22 protein-coding genes and 1 other annotated feature are annotated in these 23,604 nt (G+C 46.4%); of the genes, 7 read left to right on the top strand and 15 right to left on the bottom strand.

The genetic code is table 11. From position 1 onward, the window contains the following. Positions 1 to 49 precede the first annotated feature (49 nt). Positions 50 to 922 carry a class I SAM-dependent methyltransferase gene (locus tag AC3WJJ_RS19935; protein WP_492543424.1) on the top strand — a complete coding sequence of 291 codons (873 nt, stop codon included), beginning with the start codon at positions 50 to 52 and terminating at the stop codon, positions 920 to 922. 20 nt (positions 923 to 942) lie between these two features. Here the strand turns inward: AC3WJJ_RS19935 and AC3WJJ_RS19930 are convergent, their stop codons facing one another. The 6 genes from AC3WJJ_RS19930 to AC3WJJ_RS19905 all read right to left on the bottom strand — a co-directional run bounded on the left by AC3WJJ_RS19930 (position 943) and on the right by AC3WJJ_RS19905 (position 6,316). Next, a complete protein-coding gene (locus tag AC3WJJ_RS19930) occupies positions 943 to 1,971 on the bottom strand; it encodes a CdaR family transcriptional regulator (protein WP_492543423.1) in 1,029 nt (342 codons plus the stop codon). A 156-nt stretch (positions 1,972 to 2,127) separates the two neighbouring features. Beyond that, a complete protein-coding gene (locus AC3WJJ_RS19925) occupies positions 2,128 to 3,273 on the bottom strand; it encodes a glycerate kinase family protein (RefSeq protein ID WP_492543422.1) in 1,146 nt (381 codons plus the stop codon). A 33-nt stretch (positions 3,274 to 3,306) separates the two neighbouring features. Beyond that, complete coding sequence (locus AC3WJJ_RS19920) at positions 3,307 to 4,602, bottom strand: GntP family permease (protein ID WP_492543421.1); 1,296 nt, start codon at positions 4,600 to 4,602, stop codon at positions 3,307 to 3,309. A gap of 224 nt (positions 4,603 to 4,826) precedes the next feature. Beyond that, complete coding sequence (locus AC3WJJ_RS19915; protein ID WP_492543420.1) at positions 4,827 to 4,976, bottom strand: hypothetical protein; 150 nt, start codon at positions 4,974 to 4,976, stop codon at positions 4,827 to 4,829. Positions 4,977 to 5,127: 151 nt separating this feature from the next. Continuing rightward, on the bottom strand, positions 5,128 to 5,571 hold the full coding sequence (locus AC3WJJ_RS19910) for a threonine/serine exporter family protein (RefSeq protein WP_492543616.1): 444 nt from the start codon (positions 5,569 to 5,571) through the stop codon (positions 5,128 to 5,130). A gap of 19 nt (positions 5,572 to 5,590) precedes the next feature. Continuing rightward, on the bottom strand, positions 5,591 to 6,316 hold the full coding sequence (locus tag AC3WJJ_RS19905; protein ID WP_492543615.1) for a threonine/serine exporter family protein: 726 nt from the start codon (positions 6,314 to 6,316) through the stop codon (positions 5,591 to 5,593). A 531-nt stretch (positions 6,317 to 6,847) separates the two neighbouring features. Here AC3WJJ_RS19905 and serS point away from each other — a divergent pair. Further along, positions 6,848 to 8,134 (top strand): serine--tRNA ligase, encoded by a 1,287-nt coding sequence (serS, locus tag AC3WJJ_RS19900; RefSeq protein ID WP_492543419.1) that lies wholly within the window; start codon positions 6,848 to 6,850, stop codon positions 8,132 to 8,134. A 192-nt stretch (positions 8,135 to 8,326) separates the two neighbouring features. Next, positions 8,327 to 9,367, top strand: coding sequence for an LLM class flavin-dependent oxidoreductase (locus tag AC3WJJ_RS19895; protein ID WP_492543418.1), 1,041 nt, complete (start codon positions 8,327 to 8,329; stop codon positions 9,365 to 9,367). Positions 9,368 to 9,444: 77 nt separating this feature from the next. On the opposite strand, the gene AC3WJJ_RS19890 is transcribed toward AC3WJJ_RS19895, so the two are convergent. The 7 genes from AC3WJJ_RS19890 to uxaC form a co-directional block, all read right to left on the bottom strand. Continuing rightward, a complete protein-coding gene (locus AC3WJJ_RS19890; RefSeq protein WP_422658757.1) occupies positions 9,445 to 10,197 on the bottom strand; it encodes an SDR family NAD(P)-dependent oxidoreductase in 753 nt (250 codons plus the stop codon). 29 nt (positions 10,198 to 10,226) lie between these two features. Beyond that, positions 10,227 to 10,637 (bottom strand): MarR family winged helix-turn-helix transcriptional regulator, encoded by a 411-nt coding sequence (locus AC3WJJ_RS19885; RefSeq protein WP_422658758.1) that lies wholly within the window; start codon positions 10,635 to 10,637, stop codon positions 10,227 to 10,229. A 446-nt stretch (positions 10,638 to 11,083) separates the two neighbouring features. Further along, on the bottom strand, positions 11,084 to 11,710 hold the full coding sequence (locus AC3WJJ_RS19880; protein WP_492543417.1) for a nitrite reductase: 627 nt from the start codon (positions 11,708 to 11,710) through the stop codon (positions 11,084 to 11,086). 42 nt (positions 11,711 to 11,752) lie between these two features. After that, positions 11,753 to 14,194: a heavy metal translocating P-type ATPase gene (locus AC3WJJ_RS19875; RefSeq protein ID WP_492543416.1), complete on the bottom strand. Its 2,442-nt coding sequence runs from the start codon at positions 14,192 to 14,194 to the stop codon at positions 11,753 to 11,755. 417 nt (positions 14,195 to 14,611) lie between these two features. Then, positions 14,612 to 14,935 carry a metal-sensitive transcriptional regulator gene (locus AC3WJJ_RS19870; protein WP_492543415.1) on the bottom strand — a complete coding sequence of 108 codons (324 nt, stop codon included), beginning with the start codon at positions 14,933 to 14,935 and terminating at the stop codon, positions 14,612 to 14,614. A 202-nt stretch (positions 14,936 to 15,137) separates the two neighbouring features. Further along, positions 15,138 to 15,383 carry a glutaredoxin family protein gene (locus AC3WJJ_RS19865; protein ID WP_492543414.1) on the bottom strand — a complete coding sequence of 82 codons (246 nt, stop codon included), beginning with the start codon at positions 15,381 to 15,383 and terminating at the stop codon, positions 15,138 to 15,140. Positions 15,384 to 15,526: 143 nt separating this feature from the next. Next, positions 15,527 to 16,930: a glucuronate isomerase gene (gene uxaC / locus AC3WJJ_RS19860; RefSeq protein WP_492543413.1), complete on the bottom strand. Its 1,404-nt coding sequence runs from the start codon at positions 16,928 to 16,930 to the stop codon at positions 15,527 to 15,529. Between the two features lie 105 nt (positions 16,931 to 17,035). Here uxaC and AC3WJJ_RS19855 point away from each other — a divergent pair, with 105 nt between their 5' ends. From AC3WJJ_RS19855 to trpS, 4 genes are all read left to right on the top strand, one after another. Beyond that, positions 17,036 to 17,695: a GntR family transcriptional regulator gene (locus AC3WJJ_RS19855; protein WP_492543614.1), complete on the top strand. Its 660-nt coding sequence runs from the start codon at positions 17,036 to 17,038 to the stop codon at positions 17,693 to 17,695. A 43-nt stretch (positions 17,696 to 17,738) separates the two neighbouring features. Beyond that, a complete protein-coding gene (gene uxuA / locus AC3WJJ_RS19850; RefSeq protein ID WP_492543412.1) occupies positions 17,739 to 18,830 on the top strand; it encodes a mannonate dehydratase in 1,092 nt (363 codons plus the stop codon). Continuing rightward, positions 18,827 to 19,699 carry an SDR family oxidoreductase gene (locus AC3WJJ_RS19845; RefSeq protein WP_492543411.1) on the top strand — a complete coding sequence of 291 codons (873 nt, stop codon included), beginning with the start codon at positions 18,827 to 18,829 and terminating at the stop codon, positions 19,697 to 19,699. Before uxuA ends, AC3WJJ_RS19845 begins: the two co-directional genes overlap by 4 nt. A 98-nt stretch (positions 19,700 to 19,797) precedes the next feature. Then, positions 19,798 to 20,077: a binding site (T-box leader), on the top strand. A 54-nt stretch (positions 20,078 to 20,131) separates the two neighbouring features. Continuing rightward, complete coding sequence (gene trpS, locus AC3WJJ_RS19840; RefSeq protein ID WP_492543410.1) at positions 20,132 to 21,118, top strand: tryptophan--tRNA ligase; 987 nt, start codon at positions 20,132 to 20,134, stop codon at positions 21,116 to 21,118. Between the two features lie 160 nt (positions 21,119 to 21,278). Here the strand turns inward: trpS and AC3WJJ_RS19835 are convergent, their stop codons facing one another. Both AC3WJJ_RS19835 and AC3WJJ_RS19830 read right to left on the bottom strand, forming a co-directional pair. Beyond that, a complete protein-coding gene (locus AC3WJJ_RS19835) occupies positions 21,279 to 22,586 on the bottom strand; it encodes a 6-phospho-beta-glucosidase (RefSeq protein ID WP_492543409.1) in 1,308 nt (435 codons plus the stop codon). A 49-nt stretch (positions 22,587 to 22,635) separates the two neighbouring features. Beyond that, on the bottom strand, positions 22,636 to 23,601 hold the full coding sequence (locus AC3WJJ_RS19830) for an N-acetylglucosamine kinase (protein WP_492543408.1): 966 nt from the start codon (positions 23,599 to 23,601) through the stop codon (positions 22,636 to 22,638). Between the last annotated feature and the right edge of the window lie 3 nt (positions 23,602 to 23,604).

The following is a 23,604-nucleotide window of genomic DNA, read 5'->3' as shown; positions in this document are numbered from 1 at the left end:
ACCATCATGAGAAGAAAGTATAGTACTCGAGTTAAGGAGAGAAAAGATGATGAGAGAACAGTCAAATCCGCTAGAATCGGGAATACAGATTACAAGTCCTATTCCAGAAGGCAATCGACAGAGTAATGTAGAACGTTTCTCTGGCTATGAGGACACCTATGACCTGTTTCGACCAGAGGCACCTGAACAAGTGGTACATATTTTGACCGGTTACCTGCAGCGAAATCCAGGTCTTGTCGTGGACATCGGTTGTGGAACAGGATTATCTTCTTTTGTATGGAAGGACTATGCCCGTCAGATTATCGGCGTTGAACCAAGTGATGATATGCGAGGAAAAGCAGAGAGGAAACTTCAAGAACAAAAAGATCATACCGAACATATTTCTTTTATCGCTGGCTACTCGAACCAGATTCCACTTGAAACAAGTTCGGTGGATATCATTACGTGTTCGCAATCATTCCACTGGATGGAGCCGGCAAGTACACTGAAGGAAGCGGCACGCCTATTACACCCAGGCGGGATCTTTGCGGTCTATGATTGTGACTGGCCTCCAAGTCTGCACTGGTCAATCGAGAAATCTTACCACGAGCTCATTGAGTTAAGTGATGAATTAATTAATAAGCATATGGATGACAGTAAGAAGGCACGCAAAGGAAACAAGAACGAGCATCTGAAGCATATCCGCGAAAGCGGGCTGTTCCGGTTTGCCAAAGAAGTCGTCTTTCACCATTTGGAGCCTTGTACAGCGGAAAGGTATGTAGGGCTTGCCATCAGTCAAGGCGGTATTCAAACCTTATTCCGGCAAGGAATAGATGAACTAACTCCTACGATTGATACCTTTAGGCAACAGGTGGAGGATTTTTTCCAAGGGGAGTCGCGCGAAGTGATGTTCAGCTACCGGATGCGTCTGGGTATCAAATAAAAGAAGGAGGGGAATTCAGGTTATTCCCTCCACATTAACGCACACAGAAGCTCAAATAACTCAATTAGAGAACGTGGGTCCTTGCCCGTCAGCTGCTTAATTCGGTTCAACCGATAGTTCAGCGTATTACGATGAATATTAAGTCGCTTGACGGTCGCATTATGGTCCCCGTTCTCAGCTATATAGGCCTGCAGTGTTTCCATCAACCCCAGCTTGTCTCCATTTTGGTTAAGCACCGTATACAGAGCCCCAAGTTCTTTTCGATCTTCATGAGATAAATGAATAAGAAATTTGAGATCAACATATCGGTTGATGGTTCGAGATAGATCGAGCTTGGCGCTTGTTTCCATGGCCAATGCTGCCTGTTCGAGTGAATGTGCCGCCAGTTTCTCTGCTAGTCCTACACCGACTCGCACAGCCGCTTGGAGATCCGAAAGTTTCGTCATGAGCTCCTTGGACTGAATAGGATCGGTCATGAAGAAGACGGTCTTGTCATTCTCCAGGTTCCAATGAGGTGCATATGCCCGTAATAAGTGCTGATACGCTTTATTATGACCATGAACCAAGATCGCTTCGCATTTCCGAGTAAGGTCTAAGCCATAATCCTTGGCCCGCTCCATGAAATCTTGACTATAGGGGATCTTTCGGTAGGATAGTTCATGATAAAACTCCCCTCTCCGCTGTCTCTCGGCTTGCTTTCTCCTATTCTGGATCTCCTGCTCAATAAGTAGCACCACTGTCACTTTAAGCAGCTTACTAAACGGCCTAACCTCATCGGGGTGTCCCGTGATACCGACAACGCCAATGATAGCATTGTCCATCGTAATAGGTTCATTCACCCCAGGCTTCATTCCCTCCGCTTCCTCATATACCTCATTAATGTTGCCTGATTGTATAGCTTTTAACGCTCCATCATGAAATGTCCCAATACGTTTATGCTCTCCACTTCCTATAATGATCCCGTTCTCATCCATCACATTAATGTTATAAGGAATAACCTTCATCATTTCACTAACGATTCTCTCTGCAAGTAATTTAGATAACTTCATGGTAGTCCCCCTTTAAAAGCCTTCTTGCTGCGCCTGCCTACACTATAGTTTACACAGGATATCCTCATCAAAACGTGGTCTGCATATCTCTGCATAAAAAAGTCCTTACATGAACAAGAGGCTGACCTATGTAAGCGCCCGCCTCTTGAATGTATATTATCTTACCGACATCATGAGTCGAATCACGTTCTCCGAAGTTCTCTTCACATTTTCTGGTCCGTTCTTTAAAGCTTCCTCTATTGAGGCTGCCCCTGGCATAATTCCGAATATGCTATCAATGCCCTTGTCGTACAGAACCTCAATTTGATCACCAATTCGTCCTGCTAGAGCCACGACAGGTTTGTTGTATTTCTTCGCTACAATCGCCACACCAAGCGGCGTTTTACCGTATTGAGTCTGAAAATCCATTCCACCTTCCCCAGTCCATACCATATCGGCCTGCTGGATTTTTTCCTCTAATCCGGTGTAGTCGATGACCATATCAATTCCTTTTTTCAACACACCATTCAGAAATACCATCAATCCTCCGCCTAATCCTCCGGCAGCACCAGCACCTGGCACATTCATGATGTCCTTATTCATCTGCCGCTGAATCACTTTCGCATAATTACAGAGATTATCGTCCAATTGTCGTATCATTTCTGGCGTCGCACCCTTTTGGGGTCCAAACACATGGGATGCACCTTGAGGTCCACAGAGCGGGTTCGTTACATCGCAAGCGACCTCTACCGCAACATCCTGAAGACGCGGATCAAAGCCTGTAAGATCAATGCTTGCGAGTCTACCCAGCTCACCACCACCGAAAGAAAGCTCATTTCCTTCTGCATCCATCAGCTTGCCGCCAAGCGCCTGCACCATTCCGGCCCCACCGTCATTGGTTGCACTTCCACCGATTCCTATCAAGAGTTTACGGACACCATGGCCCAGACATGCCTTGATCAACTCACCGGTGCCATACGTCGTCGTGACTAACGGGTTTCTGCTCTCAGGGGACACAAGATGGATGCCGCTTGCGCTAGCCATTTCCAGTACACCGGTCTCACCATCTCCTGATATTCCGTAAGATGCCTCTACTTCGTTGCCAAGAGGACCTTTCACTTTAATGGTATGAACGGTGCCTCCTGTAGCATCTACGAGAGACTGCATCGTCCCTTCGCCACCGTCCGCCATCGGTACATGAATGCAGGTGATCGCTGGATTAGCCCTCTGAATTCCCCGTTCCATGGCCTCGCACACTTCCTTGGCCGTCATACTCTCTTTAAAGGAATCCGGTGCCAGTAAGATCGTATAATCGTTGTTCATCGTTATCCCACCTATCTCTATATAATTGGTGTTCTAGAATATAAATCCGTATAGAATCGTAGCCACAATAGCCATCGTTAAACCGACAATACTCTCGTAAGGAATCAGTTTCATCCGTTCTTTAATGCTCATATTCACCGAGTCTGCAGTGACGTGGAAGAAGTTGCCGTGTGGCAAGTGGTCAATAACCGTAGCACCTGTGTGAACCATAACCGCTGCACTCAGCGGAGCTGTGCCCATCGACAATATCGCTTCTCCGAACGATCCAGCGGCTACAATCGATGCTGTCGATGTCGAAGCGGTTGCCGCACCCATCAAGATACCCGCTAGTGGTGCTAGGAAAGTACCGGAAACACCCATCACTTCGATTGTATCCACGACAACTGCACTCAAATTCGATTTGGAGATAATACCGGCTATGGCGCCTGCACCAATCAGAATGATGGCGGTACCGGTCATTTTATTAAGACCCGAAGTCGTAAAGGTAATGACATGTTTGGTCTGCTTCATGGCTATCAAACCGATGATACCGGCTACCGGCAAAATGATCATTGAGTCAATCTTAAATGCCTTTAGTGCTTCGATATCCAGAATGCTGCCGATCGGGTTAATGGCAAGCAGGACGATAGCAACAATCGGAGCTACCATGGAACGTCCAAAGCTCGGTTTTTCTTTCTTTGGAGCTCCATTATCCACTTGATCGCTGTCTGCTACCATAACGCCTTTCTTCGTTAGCATTTTGGCTACAATGACAGTAACGATTAAGCCTGCAATGGCGGGAAGAAATCCGTTAATCATAACTTGTGCTAGATCTACATCAAACCCTTTGGCCACAGCAATCGTATTCGGGTTCGGGGAAATGATATTTCCCGCTTTACCCCCACCAACAAGTGCAAGTAACAGAGCCGTTTTGGAAATGCCGATTTTTTTGCCGACAGACAACGCAATTGGCGCAACAATGATGATCGCTACGGTAATGAATACTCCAACTGCAGTAATGATCATCGTAGCCAGCGCGATGGATAAAAGCGCTTTCTTTTCACCGAGCTTAGCGACAATGGTTTCGGCTATTCGCTCGGCCGCGCCAGATTCAATCAGAATACCTGCGAGTACACCGGCTGCTAGGACACGGACAACCGCACCCATAACACTGTTCGTACCCTCGATAATATACTGTACGGTCAGATCAATGGATGCTCCGCCTAACAGACCACCAATGACAGCACCTCCAAACAATGCGTAGACCGGGTTAACTTTCTTAAATATAAGTACGATGGCTAAGATCAGACCGATAATAGCTCCACCCCAGTGAATAACTGTCCCATCCATGTGTATGCCTCCTCAAAAAAAGGTATAGGTGCTTATCATGCTTGTCATTCTCCATGGAATTGATGACGCTTACATTTCTAAGTATAAATGCCCTAAGATAGTTATTCTATTGATGGGATAACGTATTTTTTTGTGTAAATGCACAAAAGTGATAGGAATCACAAAGTTCTGGATCATACAAATAGGCCGGAACATGACTCCCAGCCTCTTTCTTCTATTCTATCCTATTCAGGTGAAATACATGCTTGCTCCACAGTCTCCTTATCATCGTCGATACGCTTATGATTTCGAGCTTGGCTGCCTGTAAGAACGACAACCGCACTGAGTAAGGAATACACAATAACCTTTCTAATGAGCAGTTCTTTCTCGTTCACGGCCCATCACCTGCATCCTTTCCGTCTAAGGTATTATTATGTATAACACCTATAGGGAGATGATAGTTATCTGCTGTACGGAGAAAATAATGTCCAATTTGTTACATTTAATCCTTATTTAACATTTAATCACAACAAGCCTCTTTACGCCTTAAGGCTGTCGGGGCAGCGCCATCTTTTTAATCACCTGGTTGGTTACTTCCGCGAGAATCAGACCTAGCGCAATCGCACCGGAAATCATAAAAGCCCTAGCACCGAGCTGAACGGCAAGATCATATTCATTCATAGCAACATGACGGAGCGCATCGTAAGCGAGGCCACCTGGAACAAGTGGAATAATACCGGATACACTGAATACGATAATGGGTGTTTTATATTTTTTGGCAAAATAGTAACTGATCATGGTCACCCAGAAAGCTGCGACAACTGTCGCAGTTATGGGGTTCACTTCCATATTCTGAAGCCATATGTATAAGATCCAACCAACCATACCAGCAAAACCGCACTGCATCAGTGCCTTTCGCGGCACATTAAAGATCATCCCAAAGGCAGCGGAAGCGATGAAGCTGGTTACAAGCTGCTCAACATACATCATCATCTGTTCGCCTCCCCTTCTAGTAGAATGACAACATAAATGCAATACCTGCACCAATCGCAAACGATGTAATGAAAGCCTCTGCCCCCTTGGACAAGCCTGAGATTAGATGCCCTGCCATCAGGTCACGTATCGCATTCGTAATGAGAAGTCCCGGGACAAGTGGCATCACGGAGCTGATGATAATAATATCGATCTGATGTCCAAAGCCGTTTTTCACTAACCATACCGCGGATATACCAATAATCATCGCTCCAGAGAACTCCGCAAAGAATCGAACTGGAATAACCCTGTGCATAAAAACATAACAAGAAAACCCGAGCCCCCCTGCAATCGAAGCCGGGATAAAATCATGCCAACTTCCCCTGAACATAATAAGAAAACAGCCGCTTGCAATAGCAGACATGAGGATTAAGAGCGGCAAAGGATAATTCGGCTTCGCTCGTTCCACATCCTGTAATGAACGATAAGCTTCCGAGATCGTCAGCTCTCCCTGACTGATTCTTCTAGAGATCGTATTCACCTGGTCTATTTTATTCAAGTTGGTCGTGCGTTCCGATATTCGGATGAGCCTCGTAATGTGCTGCGGCTCTTCAACTGAAAATATAATACCCGTAGGGGTCATATAGCTATGACTGTTATCCACCCCAAAAGATGCGGCAATCCGCATCATCGTATCTTCTACACGGTAGGTCTCTGCCCCGCTCTGGAGCATGATTTTACCCGCGAGTAGACAGACCTTCATGATCTCATGCTCACGTTGCAGCAGCTTGTCCAATGCTGTTCCTCCCTATTCTAAGGTCGCCAATTACAATGTAGCTTTATTATAATATTTTTGCCTTGGGTAAGCACCGTAATACGGCAGGGAAGTAATGTGTTACAGGAAACATGCTTTGCACATCGATGCCTATATCTTTATCATAAGCATAGCTACTAAGATTACTTGTATTATAATAAATTCTTGGATAGGTTAGGTAATATCCAGAAGGGTTAGGCAAAACACCTTGAATTAAAATATAAGCTTGCGTTATACTATGTCTACAATATAGAAATCAGGCCAATGAAGAGCTTCCAACTCTGAGGCGTTCTCGTCAAGGGGAGTTCCCCCTAAGTTAACCGGACCCGCCCGTTACCGCGGAATCAAAGTGGATTGAACCCCTGAAACTTCAGAGGTTTGATCAATTTGGGTGGCACCGCGAGCGCACAAGCGTCCCTCGTCCCATATGGACTAGGACGCTTTTTTGGTATTTACACAAAAAAAGGAGCGCTGGTAGGCATGATTGACATGAAATGGCTTAGAGAACGGAAAGAGCACCAAGAAGAAGTTCAGAAAGTAGCAGATCACAAAGGAATTTCGTTATCGGTATCAGAACTAATGGAGCTTGATGAGCAGCGTAGAATGCTGTTGCAGGAAGTAGAGATGCTTCGCCAAGAGCGAAATCAGCTTACACAGGATATTAGCGTTCTGATGCGGGAAGGTAACCGTGAGCTCGCTGAGCCCATCAGATTAAACGTCAAGAACATCAATGAACAGATAACCGTGGAAGAGAAACAGCTTCGAGAGATCGAGGCAGCATATACTGAACTCTTAATGCTTGTTCCTAACATCGTCTCGCCGGATACCCCGATCGGGACCTCGGACCAAGACAATGTAGAGATTAGAAGTGTCGGTACACCCAAGATGTTCGAGTTCCAACTTAGAGACCATGTAGAACTTGGCGAAATGCATAAGATGATTGATATTCCACGAGGTGTCAAAACTGCTGGTAGCCGTAACTACTATTTAACCGGTGTTGGCGTTCTGCTTCATCGAGCCGTGCAGCAGCTTGCACTGGATATGCTCGTGAGCAAAGGATTCACCTTGTTTGATGTACCTCTGATGGTTCGAACTGAGGCTCTTATGAATACAGCATTCTTCCCGCTTGGTAAAGACCAGACGTTCCATATTCCAGACGAAAACAAATGGCTGGTTGGAACCTCTGAAGTTCCGCTCGTTTCGTATTACAGCGGTGAGACCGTCGATGTCACCGAGCCGCTGAAGCTAGCTGCTGCCTCGCTCTGTTTCCGCAGCGAAATCGGTTCGGCAGGCAAGGATGTTCGTGGTCTGTATCGAGTCCATCAATTCGCTAAAGTCGAACAGGTCATCTTATGCGAGGCCAATCATGAACTTTCGGAACGGATGCTTCAAGAAATCACCGCCAATGCTGAAGAGCTTCTTCAGAAGCTTGAGCTTCCCTACCGAGTTATGGCCGTCTGTACAGGAGATATGTCGCAAAAGACTTATAAACAATACGATATTGAGACCTGGATGCCAAGCAGAGGTACCTACGGAGAGACCCATTCGTCGTCGAACCTACTAGATTTCCAGGCCCGCCGTTCGAACATCCGTTACCGAGATCAGGAAGGTAATATGCAGTACTGCCATACCCTGAACAATACAGCAGTCGCTTCGCCGCGTATCCTCATCCCTTTGCTTGAGAACCATCAGCAGGAGGATGGATCGATTACCATTCCGAAAGCTCTGCAGCCGTACTTGAATGGTATGGATCGAATCAAGCTTTAAACCGGCTAAGTTAATCACAATATAGAAAACTATTTAGGCCAAGGCACATCCACCATGACAGATGTGCCTTGGCTTATTTTTAATGGAAGGACGGATAAAGTTGGTATGTAGATTTTTGTTATGGTCCCACTAGGTATATAATATAACTGTGCTATAATTTAAACAGTATAAATTTTGAGGGAGGCTATTTAGATGACGGAACATGATCAATCTACACATACATCCAAACAGCTTCACAATATACCGGTATCCATTCTGGATCTGGCTCCAATTACGGAAGGCAGCACAGCCGCTGAATCGCTTAAGAATTCACTGGAGCTCGCGCAGCATGCAGAGAAATGGGGCTACCATCGCTACTGGCTTGCTGAGCATCATAACATGACAGGTATCGCAAGCTCAGCGACGTCCGTTGTGATTGGTCATATCGCAGCCGGTACCCATACCATGCGGGTCGGTGCTGGTGGCATTATGCTGCCAAACCATTCCCCGCTCGTCATAGCTGAGCAATTCGGCACACTAGAATCTCTGTTTCCGGGGCGTATTGACCTCGGTCTCGGGAGAGCGCCGGGATCGGATCAACTGACAGCACGAGCTTTACGTCGGGGCCCAGGTAGTGACGGACAAGATTTCCCTGAACGACTGGGAGAGCTTCGCAATTATTTCCATCCAACTTCCGGCTCCTCTATGCGAGTTAGAGCCGTGCCCGGCGAAGGACTGGATGTTCCGATCTGGTTGCTGGGGTCAAGTGGGTTCAGTGCACAGCTCTCGGCACAATTAGGTCTGCCGTTTGCGTTCGCCAGCCATTTTGCACCAGATTATCTGCTCCCTGCACTCGATTTGTATCGCAGTAACTTCAAACCTTCTGAAGCTTTACAGCAGCCATACGCTATGGTGGGTGTCAATGTGATCTGTGCAGATACAGATGAAGAGGCTCAGAGACTTGCCACTTCAGCTCAGCAGCAATTCCTGAACATCATTCGGGGCCGTACAGGTCAGCTCAAGCCTCCAGTGGATTCCATGGACGATGTCTGGACCCCGCAGGAAAAAGCTATTGTCGGACGCACTTTAAGCTTCTCCGCAATTGGAAGCCCAGCCACTGTACGTCAACAACTGGATCGCTTCATGGACATGACAAATGCGGATGAGATCATTGTCGCTTCAGCCATCTATGATCATAAGGCTCGTCTGCGGTCCTATGAACTACTTGCAGAAGTAGGCATTCCTACAAAATAGCAACACAAAACAACCCCTTGTTATCTACAAGGGGTTGTTTGTGTTACGTGTATAAGATTATAATAGCTTTTGTTTGCTTACTTCGCTGTGTATCCGCCGTCTACAGGAAGCTCAACGCCAGTGATGTAATCAGACTCGTCAGAAGCTAGGAACAATACCGCTCTTGCGATATCTTCTGCTTTACCTAGACGTGGCAATGGAGTCATAGACTTGAACCAAGCTGACATTTTCTCATCTTTGAACATTTCTACAGTCATTGGTGTTTCGATGAATCCAGGGTGAATGGAGTTTGCACGAATGTTGTGCTTAGCGAAATCAACTGCTGTAGCTTTAGTCAGCATACGTACAGCGCCTTTACTTGCTGTGTAAGGGCCTGCGCCGCTACCGCCAGTAAGACCAGCGATGGAGGAGATGTTAATGATGGAACCTCCACCAGCATTGATCATATGTGGAATCACATATTTTTGACCCAAGAAAATGCTAGTAACGTTGATCTTCATCACTTTTTCAAAAGATTCAACTGTTTGCTCCATGAATGGAGTAGAGCTGGAGATACCAGCGTTGTTTACAAGAATATCGATCTTGCCGAATTTAGCAACCGCTTCGTCAGCAACACGGATCCAATCTTCCTCGGAAGCAACGTTATGCTTGATTGCAAGTGCTTCACTACCCAGTGCTTCGATCTCTTTTGCAACATCATTCAATTTATCATCTTGAAGGTCAGTAATAACAACCTTTGCTCCTTCTTTTGCGAAAAGAAGTGCGTCTGCTTTACCCATACCACCTGCTGCACCTGTAACGATAGCTACTTTGTTATCTAATCTTCCCATTAGGAATACCTCCTGTATGTGACTATTCGTCACTTGTATTGGTTATGTTGCTGTTGTAAGCGCTTGATCATCTTCTCGTATGATGAAATTAAAAGCTCGACTTCCTGCTCGGAGAAATCCGACCAAAGTCCTTCGGTCAATTCCTTGTATCGCTCCAGCATTCGTGACATATAACCTCGGCCTTGATCTGTAATCCGCAGGTAAACAATTCGTCTGTCCGTCTGACTTGGAACACGCTCTATATATTCCTTGCTGACGAGCTTGTTGGTCAAGTTGGTAACAGCCGATAGAGTTACTCCTAGGGAACTAGCAAGTTCTGAACAAGTCCGCATTTCATCATCCGTAAGCATCTGAAGAATAAAGTATTGAGATGCCGTCAGATCATTGTCTAGCAGCTTAGCGAATCCGGCAACAAGACTGTTTACATGATTGGAAACCAAGTATGACAGCCTCCTTTTCTTGTCCAGAATCCATCACCTCAAATCTATCATCTTCCATCTTAACGCTACAACATTAAGAAGTTAAAACCTTTAAACAATTCAAGCTTAATCCTGCTTCACAAAATAGTCAATGTTGCGTTATCCCTGATATGTTAGGAATTACCTGACTTGAACGCCTCATACAATATATTAACCTTCAAAAAAGCGAGTAAAACGAAGAAAAATGAAGAAATGGTGTGATAATTATCACTCTTGTTAGTTGTCGAATTTTATCGTATTTTGGCATATTTTTGTGATAAATCTCCTAGATTTTTATCGCGAAAAATATTTTTTTGTGATACTTATATACTATACATTCATTTCAACCTCTTAATATAATTTCACCAAAACATAACAAAATAAGCACCGTATCCCTATGATACAGTGCCATATTCTTGAACTCTTCACTACGAGATGCCGCTTACCAGCTCATGCAGCTTCTCTGGTGTTATTCTTTTTACAAAACGAGCGTAAGTCTCTTTCTTCTTACCATGTTCCTGAAAAATAGAGATCAAACGACTGACGATCGGAAAAAGTTGCTCTTCCTTGACCCCTTTCATGAACATCTGAGCAAGGTTAGCCTTGATTCCTTTGGATTCTCCCCCGATATAAATATCAAACTCATCCTTCATCTTCACCACAGCAATATCCTTAATAAGAGGTTCGCTTGTGCCTAAAGCACACCCAGCATATCCAATCTTAAGCGGACTTGGTACCACATGATCTGCCACGACTTTGTCGAGTTTTTTAGCTACATCCAGTCCTGCATCTTCAGCACCCCGGCAAAAGTTACATGTGATGAGGCTTTTGGAGACAAACCCGGCGGGGTGCACTTCCAAGCCTACCTGCTCCAATTGCTCCTGCACTTCAGGCATTCGTTCTTCGTCCATCGCCACGTACAACTGTTTGAAGGTGGTCATTTCAATCTCTGCATCCGGTCCTAGGATCGAACCGAGTACAGCGAGCTGTTCCGGCCGGAAGAGAGTCCCTCCGACCTCGAAACCCGGTGTAACCGCGAACTTTTTAACCGCCATATCTCCCGAATCTCCCCTCTATATAACGCTTCCCTTACAACTTTACACCTTCATCCGTTGTAGTCTGAGAGCATTGAGCACAACCGACACCGAGCTCAGTGCCATGGCTGCACCCGCTACCCAAGGAGCGAGAAGACCCAGAGCGGCAACCGGAATACCCAGAGAATTATATCCTAGCGCCCAGAACAGGTTCTGGCGGATATTTGACATCGTTTTGCGGCTCATATAGATAGCATCCGGAATACTGTTCAGATCGCCTTTCATGAGCGTAACGTCTGCGGCTTCCATAGCTACATCGGTACCTGTACCAATAGCCATTCCGATATCTGCCATCGCTAGCGCTGGTGCATCATTGATTCCATCTCCGACCATAGCTACCTTCTTACCTTGTTGCTGCAATTTCTTCACTTCTTCTGCTTTCCCCTCCGGGAGAACTTCAGCACGAACGTGGTCAATGCCGGCTTCCTTAGCAATGGCTTGAGCTGTACGCTCATTGTCACCGGTAATCATGATGACATCTATACCCATGGCCTTCAGCCGAGCCACAGCTTCTTTCGATGTTTCCTTGATCGTATCCGCTACAGCTACTAGACCAGCGTACTGACCGTCTACAGCAGCCAGCATCGCAGTTTTTCCTTCGGTCTCAAGCTGAGACATCCGCGTATCTGCCTCACCAATTTCAATCTGATGCTTGTTCATAAGCTTCCGAGTACCCACCAATACAGTGCGGCCGTCTACAACGGCACGAATTCCGTATCCTGGGACCGCTTCAAACTCATCCACAGGTGGGAGGGTTATGCCTTCGGCTGTAACACCTGCAACAATCGCTTCTGCAAGTGGATGCTCCGAGTTTCTCTCTGCTGCCCCAACGAGCCGTTTGAACTCTAATTCATCGATTCCCTGGACCTCGACATTCGTAAGTTCTGGCTTTCCTTTCGTTACTGTACCCGTTTTATCGAGAATGATCGTATCGATTTTGTGTGTGGACTCCAGATGTTCGCCGCCTTTAAACAGTACACCTAGCTCTGCAGCACGGCCCGAACCTGCCATAATCGAGGTTGGTGTTGCTAGACCAAGCGCACATGGGCAGGCTATTACCAGAATAGCGATAGCTATTTCGAGCGAGCGAGCGAAGTCACCTGGCGTCACTACGAAATACCAAACCAAGAAAGCCAAAACAGCTATACCTACAACAATCGGGACAAATATACCCGAAATTACGTCAGCCACCCGCTGGATCGGCGCCTTAGAGCCTTGAGCCTCTTCTACCACCTTGATAATCTGGGCTAGTGCAGTTTCTTTGCCCACCTTCGTTGCCTGAATCATCAATCTACCATTCTTGTTCATCGTAGCACCGATGACTACATCCCCGGCTTTCTTCTCTACCGGAATACTCTCACCTGTCAACATCGACTCATCTACAGCCGACGTGCCTTCCACAACTTCACCATCCACCGGAATCTTCTCACCCGGTTTAATAATGACTACATCTCCGCGCATGACCTGCTCAACGGGAATGGACATTTCTTGCCCATCACGAACAACGACGGCTGTCTTAGCCTGAAGTCCCATCAGTGTCTTAATCGCTTCAGAGGTCCTGCCTTTGGCCAGAGATTCAAATAGCTTACCAAGAAGGACAAGTGTAATCAGGATTGCACTTGTTTCATAATACATTGCAGGTCCGTGGTGAGCACTCGCTCCCGCTAGAGCCCAATCTATCGTCAAATACAGACTGTAAAAATAGGCGGCTGACGTTCCCAGAGACACAAGTACGTCCATATTCGCACTCTTATTACGCAGCGCCTTATACGCCCCTACATAAAACTGCTTACCAATGTAGAACTGAACTGGCGTAGCCAGTATGAGCTGGAACCAGGGATTCATAAACACATCTGGTATCCAGATCCATGAAGTGAATGAGAAATGACTAACCATAGACCAAAGCAGAGGCAGTGACAATATCGCAGAGATGATCAGCTTGCGTTTCTGTTTCTTTATCTCCTTCTCACGATGCTCTGTCTTATCCTGCTGCTCTTCTTTCGGCACCGCCTGATACCCAAGCTTATCAATTCGCTGCTGAATATCTGTGACACTAACCTCCGCCGGATTATACTCCACACGCAGACTCTCCATTGCAAAGTTTACAGCTGAACTAGAAACGCCCGGCAATTTACCAACGACTTTCTCGATCTTAACCGCACATGCCGCGCAGTACATACCAATTAACTGTAGATCCGCAGTCTCTTTCGTCGTACCATATCCCAGCTTTTCAATCTTCTCTTCCATCTGCTGAACGGTGACCACCTTCGGATCGAAGCTAACTGCCGCTCTTTCCAGCGCAAAGTTTACATTCGCCTCTTGCACACCCTCCATCTTGCTGAGCCCTTTCTCAATCCGATTCGCGCAAGCTGCACAGGTCATACCTGTTAGCTGTAGCGTAGTCTTCTTCAGCTCTTTCTGAAGTGATTGATTTGCTTCTCCCATGGCTTACTACACCTCTTTCCATTGATTACATGCAATCTAGATAATCATATATTCATGAATTTCCATCTTCCTTCAAGTTTCTAATCTTCAACCTCGTAACATATACTCTAGTTCGGCTTAATGCCATTATCGTTACCGTGCTTTCAGGCACTCATACCCAGCACGATTACTAAAGTTACACTCATTGTTCCTTTGATCTGATCGTCGGTTATCGTCGGTTGAATATTTCCAACTCTTTACGAACTTTAGTTTACCCCCCTACCCTATATTTGTCAAGCAAAAGAAAGCCTAATTCCCTAAAAAATAAATAATAAAGCCACTCCGCATAACGGGTGGCATTTTACTGTTAGTGTTATGATCAGCAGTGGGCTTACTGCCATTCCACTGCTCTTGCAGCCTGTACTAATGAATTAAACATTATTTCATTAATTTATTCATTGTAATGAGAAGCTCTGATATGACTTCATCATCACCTTCTTGAATTCTCTCGATTACACAGCTCTTCATATGATGTTCCAGCAGCAGCTTACCCACCCCATTAAGTGCTGACTGGATCGATGAGATCTGGTTTAACACATCGTCACAGTAAGTGTCTTTCTCAATAAGCCCCTTCACGCCGCGAATTTGTCCTTCAATCCGATTCAAACGACTGATTAAGTTGCTCTTGGTTTTATCCGAGTGATGACTCTTCCGTTCTCCTGAAACACCACACGACTCGTGTGAGTGATTTTCTGTTTCCACTTACGATCCCCTCCTAATATACATATCTTACAATAGCTACGATCACAACGTATAGATACCGATCTTGTAGGACCTCTCGCATTCCTATACTCTAAAAGAAGCCATCTATATAAACAGCTCTTCTAAGCTGTATATTTCGTTATTGAAGATAAAGACAGCCACCTAGCAGGCAGCCGTCTTTCGAAACCTATCTGTATTATCGTTAGCCTAACAACAACTTTTCAATCTCCTGACGATTAAATACGAATCCAAAAAACTCCTGATTATTAATATATATGGTAGGAACCAGCGTTTTTCCAGAGCGTTTCCGGAGTTTATCAGCATACTTCGGTTCATCAGCAATACTATATTCCTTATAGCTTATATCGTGTTCTTTCAGAAACTTCTTGAAGTTCCGGCAGTCTTCGCAGGTTGGCGTTGTGTATACTTCAACTTTCAGCTTCTTCATGGGAAGGCCCTCCTTCAAAAATAATGAAACGATTGTGCTTTGGTTCCATTATAACATATAGCCCCCCACCCTATCTATACCCACTCCAATAAACAATCAGATACCCACGTAGTAATCGCTTACAATTTAATATTTTAATGCAATCACCGTATTTCAAAATACCGCTCTGCGTTCCGATAACAAATGTCCTGAATGATTCCACCAATGTAGTCATAATCTGCTGGGAGCTCTCCATCTTTGATCCATTCCCCGAACAAAGCACATAAGACACGCCGGAAATACTCATGCCTTGTAAACGACATAAAGCTACGTGAATCCGTAAGCATGCCCACAAATGTACTGATCAGCCCAATAGAAGATAATGCCTTCAGCTGCTGAAGCATCCCTTCCTTCTGATCATGGAACCACCATGCTGAACCCAGTTGAAGCTTGCCTTCGACTTCAGAGGATTGGAAATTACCAATCGTCGATGCAATCATCTCATACTGCGCACTATATAAGCTGTAGATAATCGTTTTAGGAAGTTCATTCGTCCGTTCAAGTTCACTTAAGAATGCATTCAGTGAAGCCGCCATATGAAAATCAAGTATCGAGTCATACCCACTATCCTTACCGAGCTGTGCGAACATCCGCGTGTTATTGTTACGAATCGCGCCAATATGTAGCTGCATAGCCCATCCACGGGCACGATACATTCGTCCGAGTGCAAGCAGCGTAAAGGTACGGTACTTTCCCTCCTCTTCCGATGAAACCTTCTCTCCACGCATCGCTTTATTGAAAATGTCCACTACTTCTTTTTCAGACGCATTTACAAAAGGAAAGGCTCCGAATCCATGGTCTGACAATCGACAACCTTGCTCATGGAAGTAAGTAATCCGCTGATCTAGCCCATTTATAAGTCCGAAGTACGAATCGACCGTTACATTTGCGATATCCCCGAACGCCCTTACATACTCGGTAAATCCATCATGGTTAATGTCCAGCACGCGGTCAGGGCGGAACGCCGGTGTTACAATCGTCTTGATATCGGGATTATGTCTAATGCTACGATGGAACTCTAGATGGTCAATTGGATCGTCGGTCGTACAAGCCACTTTAACCTTGAATTTCTCCAGTATACCTGCCGCACGCAGGGATGGCTCCTGCAGCCGCTCATTACAACGATTCCACACGTCTTCCGCATTGTGCTCTGACAGTCGATCATGAATGCCAAAATATCGGGATAACTCTAGATGTGTCCAGTGATATAACGGGTTCCCAGCCATTCGAGGGACGTTTTTGGCCCATACCTTAAACTTGTCTTTGTTGGAGGCATTTCCTGTAATAAGCTCCTCATCAACACCAAGCCAGCGCAGAGCCCTCCATTTATAGTGGTCTCCATCCAGCCATATTTCTGTTAAATTATTAAACCGGCGATTTTCGGCAATATCTTGTGGACTCAAATGATTATGGTAATCAAATATAGGCATTTCTGCTGCATAATCATAATACAGCTTTCGGGCGCTTTTACTTGTGAGCAGCAGAGATTCCGTATCAAAACGACTCATTCTTCATTCCCTCCCCGTAATGGTCATTAACAATCATTTCCATGCTACCATACTTGTATGGTAGTATGGAACGAAGGAGGTGATCATGTGGAAGATTCTTTACACATGGGACCTGGATCAGCAGGTAACATCGTATATAACAAGCTAAAACAACAAATCGTGAGCTTGGAGCTTCCGCCCGGAACATCACTGTCCGAGAAGGAAATGTCCCTTGCATTTGAGGTAAGCCGGACACCCGTTCGCGAAAGCTTTGTAAGACTTGCTCAAGAAGGGCTTGTTCTCGTATTGCCACAGCGAGGAACCAAGGTATCGCTAATTGATTCCGAGCTCGTTGAGGAAGCTCGCTTTATGCGGGAACAACTGGAGAAGGCTGTGATTCGGCTTGCATGTGAAGCATTTCCGGAGAATAAACTCGAGGAGCTAGAAGCCAACCTAGCCGAGCAAAAGGAAAGCATTGAACATCATGATGGTAAACGAATGTTCGAGCTGGATGAGTCCTTTCATCGGATTTTATTCGAAGGCTGCCGCAAACAAGGAACCTGGAATATCATTCAGCAGATGAATGCACACCTGAACCGGAGCCGCATGCTGTGGCTGTCTGCTGATCCACACTGGAGTCATCTGTATGAGCAGCACCGAGATATGGCTGACGCGATCCGTCGACAAGATGGTGATTATGCGGAGCGCATCATGCAAGAGCATCTAAGTCTTATCATCTCTAACCTGACGGTACTCAAGGAGAAGCATCCGAATTATTTTAAGTGAGCCATTGTTTGTATCGTATTTTTATGGAAGAGGCGGTGGAAATATGCGTATGGTATTCCGCTGGTTCGGTGAGGGAAACGACACAGTCTCGCTGGATCAGATCAGACAAATTCCCGGAGTAGAAGGTATTGTATGGGCACTCCATGATGTCCCCGTAGGAGAGGAATGGCCTATGGAGCGGATTCTGGAAATCCGTAAACAGGCGGAAGTATACGGGCTACATCTGGATGTCGTGGAAAGTGTTAATGTACACGAAGACATTAAACTTGGCCTACCTTCACGTGATCACTACATAGCGAACTATATTCGTACGATCGAGAAGCTGGCTGAGGTTGGCGTTAAAGTCATCTGCTATAACTTCATGCCCGTATTTGACTGGGTTCGTACGGATCTGCATAGAGCTTCTGGGGACGGATCAACGGCACTCTTTTTCGAAAAGGCACGGATTGACGGCATCAACCCGATGGAGCTTGTACGAAGCATTCACGATAACAGTGCATTAACCATGCCAGGCTGGGAGCCGGAGCGTCTAACTCATCTCTCCTCCTTGTTCGAGGCTTATCGCAATGTAACGGAAGAGGATTTGTGGAACAACCTAGAGTATTTCTTAAGTGCCGTCATTCCAGCTGCGGAACAATGCGGTATTCGGATGGCCATCCATCCCGATGATCCACCATGGCCGATCTTTGGACTGCCACGTATCATAACAAGCCAAGATAATCTCCGAAGATTCCTGAGTTTATATAATAGCCCGGCTAACAGCATAACATTGTGCAGCGGCTCTCTTGGAGCCAACCCGGACAATGACATCATTGATATGATCCATGAATTTCATCCCCGGATTCCGTTCACCCATATCCGTAACGTACGTGTATTCGATAATGGTGATTTCATCGAAACGTCCCATCGAACGCAGGATGGCAGTGTGGATATTGCAGGTATTGTGAAAGCCTATAATGCTAACGGTTTCAACGGGTATTGCAGACCTGATCATGGACGTCATATCTGGGGCGAGGAATGCCGTCCAGGCTACGGACTATATGACCGCGCACTCGGCATCATGTACTTGTGGGGGGTATGGGACGCGGCTCAAAGAGCTAATATCGAAAGTCAAAAGGAGGCTTCCGCTGTATGAGCCAATCCCCGCATTCAGCAAGGCTTCCCCTCCACCCATCTCTTACAGGAAAAGTTGCTGCGATCACAGGCGGGTCTGGGGTCTTGTGCAGAGCAATGGCACTGGAGCTTGGACGCCAAGGCGTAAAAGTAGCAGTTCTGAACCGAACCTTAGAGAAAGGACAGATCGTAGCGGATGAGATCCAGGCAGCCCACGGTGAAGCCATTGCTGTCGCTTGTGACGTCACAGATATCGAAAGCATGCGCCTTGCTGAGCAGTCGGTGCGTAGTCAGCTTGGACCCTGCGACATTCTTATTAATGGCGCCGGTGGTAATCATAAGGATGCCAATACGACGAATGAAATTTTTCGTCCAGCGGATTTGGAGCAGCCTGAGGTATCTACCTTCTTTGACCTCAGTGTTCCTGGCTTCCAAAGTGTCATGGATCTGAATTTTATCGGGACACTCATTCCAACCCAAGTCTTCGGTCAAAGTATGCTTGGTCGTCCGGGTGCGGTCGTCCTAAACGTCTCGTCCATGAGCGCACCTTCGCCGTTGACCAAGGTTCCAGCCTACAGCGCAGCAAAAGCAGCCATCAACAACTTTACCCAGTGGTTAGCGGTGCATCTCGCCGAGTCCGGCATTCGGGTCAATGCCATTGCTCCCGGCTTCTTCTTGACAGACCAGAATCGCAGTCTGCTCACGCATGAAGACGGTTCTCTAACCGAGCGCTCGCATAAAATTATTACGCATACCCCAATGAGGCGCTTTGGTGTGCCCGAGGATCTGCTAGGTACCGTTCTCTGGCTTGTTGATGAACAGACATCCGGGTTCATTACCGGAACGGTCATTCCGGTAGATGGCGGCTTTATGGCCTATTCCGGCGTATAGTATACTTAGCAGACATGAGGTTACACTAGTTTTAAAAGAGTCTAAATAACCACCTTGACGATCTACTTGAAATATGGCATCTTAGTAAGAACAAATACACGAAAGCAATGAAGGGAAAATAGTAGCTTATCCATCGTTGTTCAAGCGAGCCGGCGACAGGTGTGAGGTCCGGTACAATGAGATTAGTGAATGGGTCCCTTCGCTTCAAACCCAACCCCTGTCTATGCAGGGCAGTAGGCTTTGACGGCACTCCCCCGTTACCATGGGAGAAGTGATCGGAACTGGTTATGAATTATGACCCTCTTCCCGTCATGTTAAAGTGCGGCATATGTTGCCGAAAAGTGGTGGTACCGCGGAGTCAAACACTTCGTCCCTGATAACAGGGGCGAGGTGTTTTTTTATTGTTTCATAAACCAAAGGAGGTTAACAATTATGAACAAAAGAATGTTATCGGGCATTAAGCCCAGCGGAGATTTGAACATCGGAGGCTACAGTGGCTCACTCAGCCAATTCGTAGCGAACCAGCATGACTATGATTGCTATTTCTTCATCCCTGACCTGCACGCCATCACAGTCTATCAGGACCCTAAAGAGCTATACCAGCGCTCCAGGGACATTGCTGCCCTATATATTGCTGCTGGCATTGATCCGAAAAAGGCTGTCATCTTCCTGCAATCCCAGGTGCCTGCTCACGCGGAACTCGGATGGTTGCTAGAGACACAAGCACACTTCGGTGAACTGAGCCGGATGACACAATTCAAAGACAAATCCGAAGGTAAAGATACGGTCAGCTCCGCTCTCTTCACTTATCCCGTGCTGATGGCAGCCGATATCCTGCTCTATCAAGCTACTCACGTGCCAGTTGGTGATGATCAGAAGCAGCATATCGAGCTAACACGGGATCTGGCTACAAGGTTTAACAACAAGTACGCCAAGACCTTTGTATTACCTGAGCCGGTTATTCAAGATACAGGTGCAAGAATCATGGGTCTTGATGATCCATCGAGTAAGATGAGTAAGAGTAACCCGAACCAGAACAGCTACGTGTCACTTCTGGATGATCCAGCTGTAATTCGTAAGAAGTTCTCCAGAGCCGTTACGGACTCTGATATGTGTGTTCGCTATGACTGGGATACAAAACCAGAAGTGAGCAATCTACTTGAGATATATTCCGTATTCTCAGGCGAATCTATTACATCGATTGAGAAACAATATGATGGCCAAGGATATGGTGCGTTCAAGAAAGGTCTGGCAGAAGCTGTGATTACGAAGCTCGAACCGATCCAGAAAACTTACCATGAAATCGTAAATTCCGCGGAGCTAGATAGCATCCTCAAGGACGGCGCAGCTCGTGCAAATGAAACCGCCCAAGCAACATTGACGGCTGCGAAACGCGCAATGGGCCTCGTAACATTCTAAGCTTGCGTCTAAACATTTACTGATCCACTGACAATACAAGAGCCTCCTATATAGAAGAAAGGTGCAGACCAATTCGGCATGACTCCACTTCTACAGGAGGCTCTTGTTCTTTTCTATTATGGAACTAATATGAGACTAAGTTGTCTTCATCATCAATCATTTATTTGAAAAATGCGGGCAGATACGCTTTGTGTGCTTCCAGCAGCTCATCCAGAACTTTTTTGGCTACATCTACAGAAGGAACAAGCGGATGGTGAACGAGTGCCTGAAGTGCAATTCCACGGTCCCCGGTTACAGCCGCATCAATCGTTAACTTCTCATATACTTTTACCGCATGCATTAATCCCTTCACATGCTCTGGCACGTGCTGAGGTGAAAGTACAATTGGCCCTTGTCCTGTCACTACGCAGTTCACCTCAATGCTAGCGTCTGCTGGCAAGAAGTCAAAGGTATTGCCATTGGCCACGTTCAACGTCTGAATATCACGTTTATCGTTATAAATGGAGTTCATCAGATTCACTGCGGCCTCAGAATAGAAAGCCCCTCCACGCTGCTCCAACTGCTTCGGCTTCACGTCAAGATTTACATCTTGATACAGCTCGAACAATTCCTCCTCCACACGACTGACGACGTCTGCACGAGTGCCTTCCTTCTCCAGCGAGTTCTTCATATCGGCAAACATTTTGTCCGTCATGTAGAAGTATTTCAGATAATATGTCGGGATTGCCCCGAGGGATTTCAGGAAGTCTGCGTCCCAGCCGAGGGTTGGAACGTTTTTGGCTGTGTAGCTTTTTCCGCCATCCAGCAATTCAGGAAGCTTCTCCTCACCACGAACAAGCGCTGAGGTTACCCAGTGCAAGTGGTTAATACCTACGAACTCTGGCAGCACGTCTTTCTCAGGCACCTGATACTCTGCAGCTAAGAACTTCTGGACGTTAATTGGAGAGTTACACAAGCCGACTGAACGAACCTTACTATGCTTCAGCACCGCCTCCGTTACAATACCTGCCGGATTCGTGAAATTCAGCATCCATGCATTCGGAGCCAGTTCCTCAATGTCACGGCAAATGTCCAGAATAACAGGAACCGTACGCAGCGCCTTCATCATGCCCCCTGGACCTGTTGTCTCCTGGCCAATGACTCCATGCTGAATCGGAATATGCTCATCTAGCTTACGAGCAGCCAGCAAGCCGACACGCATCTGAGTTGTCACGAAATCTGCGCCTTCAATCGCTCGTCTGCGGTCAAGCGTCAGATGTACCTCAATCGGAAGTCCCGATTTCTCAATCATACGTTTAGCGAGATTACCTACGATGTCCAGCTTATGCTGACCTTCCTCAATGTCAACGAACCACAATTCTCTGATCGGCATTTGATCATAGTTGCGAATAAATCCTTCCACAATTTCTGGGGTGTATGAGGAACCTCCACCGATGACCGTAATTTTGAGTCCATGTGCTTGTGTCACTTCAATCGCCTCCATAAGATGTTATATGAAATAAGTGATTTCAGGTCGCTTAGAAAGATAGTGATTTCAGTCTACTCTCGGTCTCTGCGTCAATGACTTGGCCATCCGCATCCATCGCACTTAGCAAAGCACCAGCCACAGGGTCCGCATTCAGATGAACGCATCTAGCATGAGGTGCTCGCTTCGCTACAATTCGTTCAATGGCATTGGTAAGAATCAAACTTCTACCTTTGTTTAAAACGCTCCCAATGTAGACGATATCAAACGCATCATTCTCCATTCCTAGACGCTCAATCAAAGTACATACGGCGTTAGCCAGCTCCTCGCCCTCAGTTTCAAGAATAGATACCGCTACGGTATCGCCCGCTTCAGCCGCTTCAAGCAGTGTCTTCACCAGACTAGATGGGACCGAGGTCTTACCATACAGAACATCCTCGTACAAAGCTTCAACAGAAGTGTATCCCGTGTGTTCAAGCACCATAGAAGTTAGCAAGGTTTTGGGGCCTCGGCCATCCCACGCCCGTATAACAGACCGGAATGCTAGTAGTGCTAGTCCAGATCCACCCGCGTATCCATCTCCATACTTAAAGCCAAAACCACCGTATTGCAGTTCCTCGCCATCCTTATTCCGAGCTGCACTATTAAATCCAGTTCCACATATGATTGCTGCACCATAGGAGCGGTCTGTGCCAGCACGCATGCCAATCATCGTATCACAGGCAATTTCGTGCCTTGGGTAACCCATACTTCCAATCATGGGACGAAGTATCTCATAATCTGCTTCTCGATCTGCTCCTGCTAATCCGAAATAGGCAAAGTTAAGCTCTTCCTTCGTAATTCCAGCCTCAAGCAGTGCAGCTTCACAGGCAGCAGTGATATTACGCTCCGCTACTTCACGGTCAATCTGATGGTTACCGTTACCGGATATCCCTTTACCCAGCACACTGCCTTGCTCATCCACGACAACAGCATGCGTCTTGCTCCCTCCAGCATCTACGCCCAGGTACTTTCTCATGAA

This window comes from Paenibacillus sp. FW507-14B1B (assembly GCF_058781425.1).
The sequence above is the reverse complement of the archived record's forward strand: the minus strand, read 5'-3'. Positions and strand labels throughout refer to the sequence as shown.

Coding starts and splice junctions, on each gene's coding strand:
- AC3WJJ_RS19830 (WP_492543408.1), bottom strand. CDS start 23,601: ATGAGAAAGTACCTGGGCGTAGATGCTGGAGGGAGCAAGACGCATGCT.
- AC3WJJ_RS19935 (WP_492543424.1), top strand. CDS start 50: ATGAGAGAACAGTCAAATCCGCTAGAATCGGGAATACAGATTACAAGT.
- AC3WJJ_RS19905 (WP_492543615.1), bottom strand. CDS start 6,316: ATGAAGGTCTGTCTACTCGCGGGTAAAATCATGCTCCAGAGCGGGGCA.
- AC3WJJ_RS19910 (WP_492543616.1), bottom strand. CDS start 5,571: ATGATGTATGTTGAGCAGCTTGTAACCAGCTTCATCGCTTCCGCTGCC.
- trpS (WP_492543410.1), top strand. CDS start 20,132: ATGAACAAAAGAATGTTATCGGGCATTAAGCCCAGCGGAGATTTGAAC.
- uxaC (WP_492543413.1), bottom strand. CDS start 16,930: ATGAGTCGTTTTGATACGGAATCTCTGCTGCTCACAAGTAAAAGCGCC.
- AC3WJJ_RS19925 (WP_492543422.1), bottom strand. CDS start 3,273: ATGAACAACGATTATACGATCTTACTGGCACCGGATTCCTTTAAAGAG.
- AC3WJJ_RS19845 (WP_492543411.1), top strand. CDS start 18,827: ATGAGCCAATCCCCGCATTCAGCAAGGCTTCCCCTCCACCCATCTCTT.
- AC3WJJ_RS19890 (WP_422658757.1), bottom strand. CDS start 10,197: ATGGGAAGATTAGATAACAAAGTAGCTATCGTTACAGGTGCAGCAGGT.
- uxuA (WP_492543412.1), top strand. CDS start 17,739: ATGCGTATGGTATTCCGCTGGTTCGGTGAGGGAAACGACACAGTCTCG.
- AC3WJJ_RS19855 (WP_492543614.1), top strand. CDS start 17,036: ATGGGACCTGGATCAGCAGGTAACATCGTATATAACAAGCTAAAACAA.
- AC3WJJ_RS19930 (WP_492543423.1), bottom strand. CDS start 1,971: ATGAAGTTATCTAAATTACTTGCAGAGAGAATCGTTAGTGAAATGATG.
- AC3WJJ_RS19880 (WP_492543417.1), bottom strand. CDS start 11,710: ATGGCGGTTAAAAAGTTCGCGGTTACACCGGGTTTCGAGGTCGGAGGG.
- AC3WJJ_RS19865 (WP_492543414.1), bottom strand. CDS start 15,383: ATGAAGAAGCTGAAAGTTGAAGTATACACAACGCCAACCTGCGAAGAC.
- AC3WJJ_RS19895 (WP_492543418.1), top strand. CDS start 8,327: ATGACGGAACATGATCAATCTACACATACATCCAAACAGCTTCACAAT.
- AC3WJJ_RS19875 (WP_492543416.1), bottom strand. CDS start 14,194: ATGGGAGAAGCAAATCAATCACTTCAGAAAGAGCTGAAGAAGACTACG.
- serS (WP_492543419.1), top strand. CDS start 6,848: ATGATTGACATGAAATGGCTTAGAGAACGGAAAGAGCACCAAGAAGAA.
- AC3WJJ_RS19920 (WP_492543421.1), bottom strand. CDS start 4,602: ATGGATGGGACAGTTATTCACTGGGGTGGAGCTATTATCGGTCTGATC.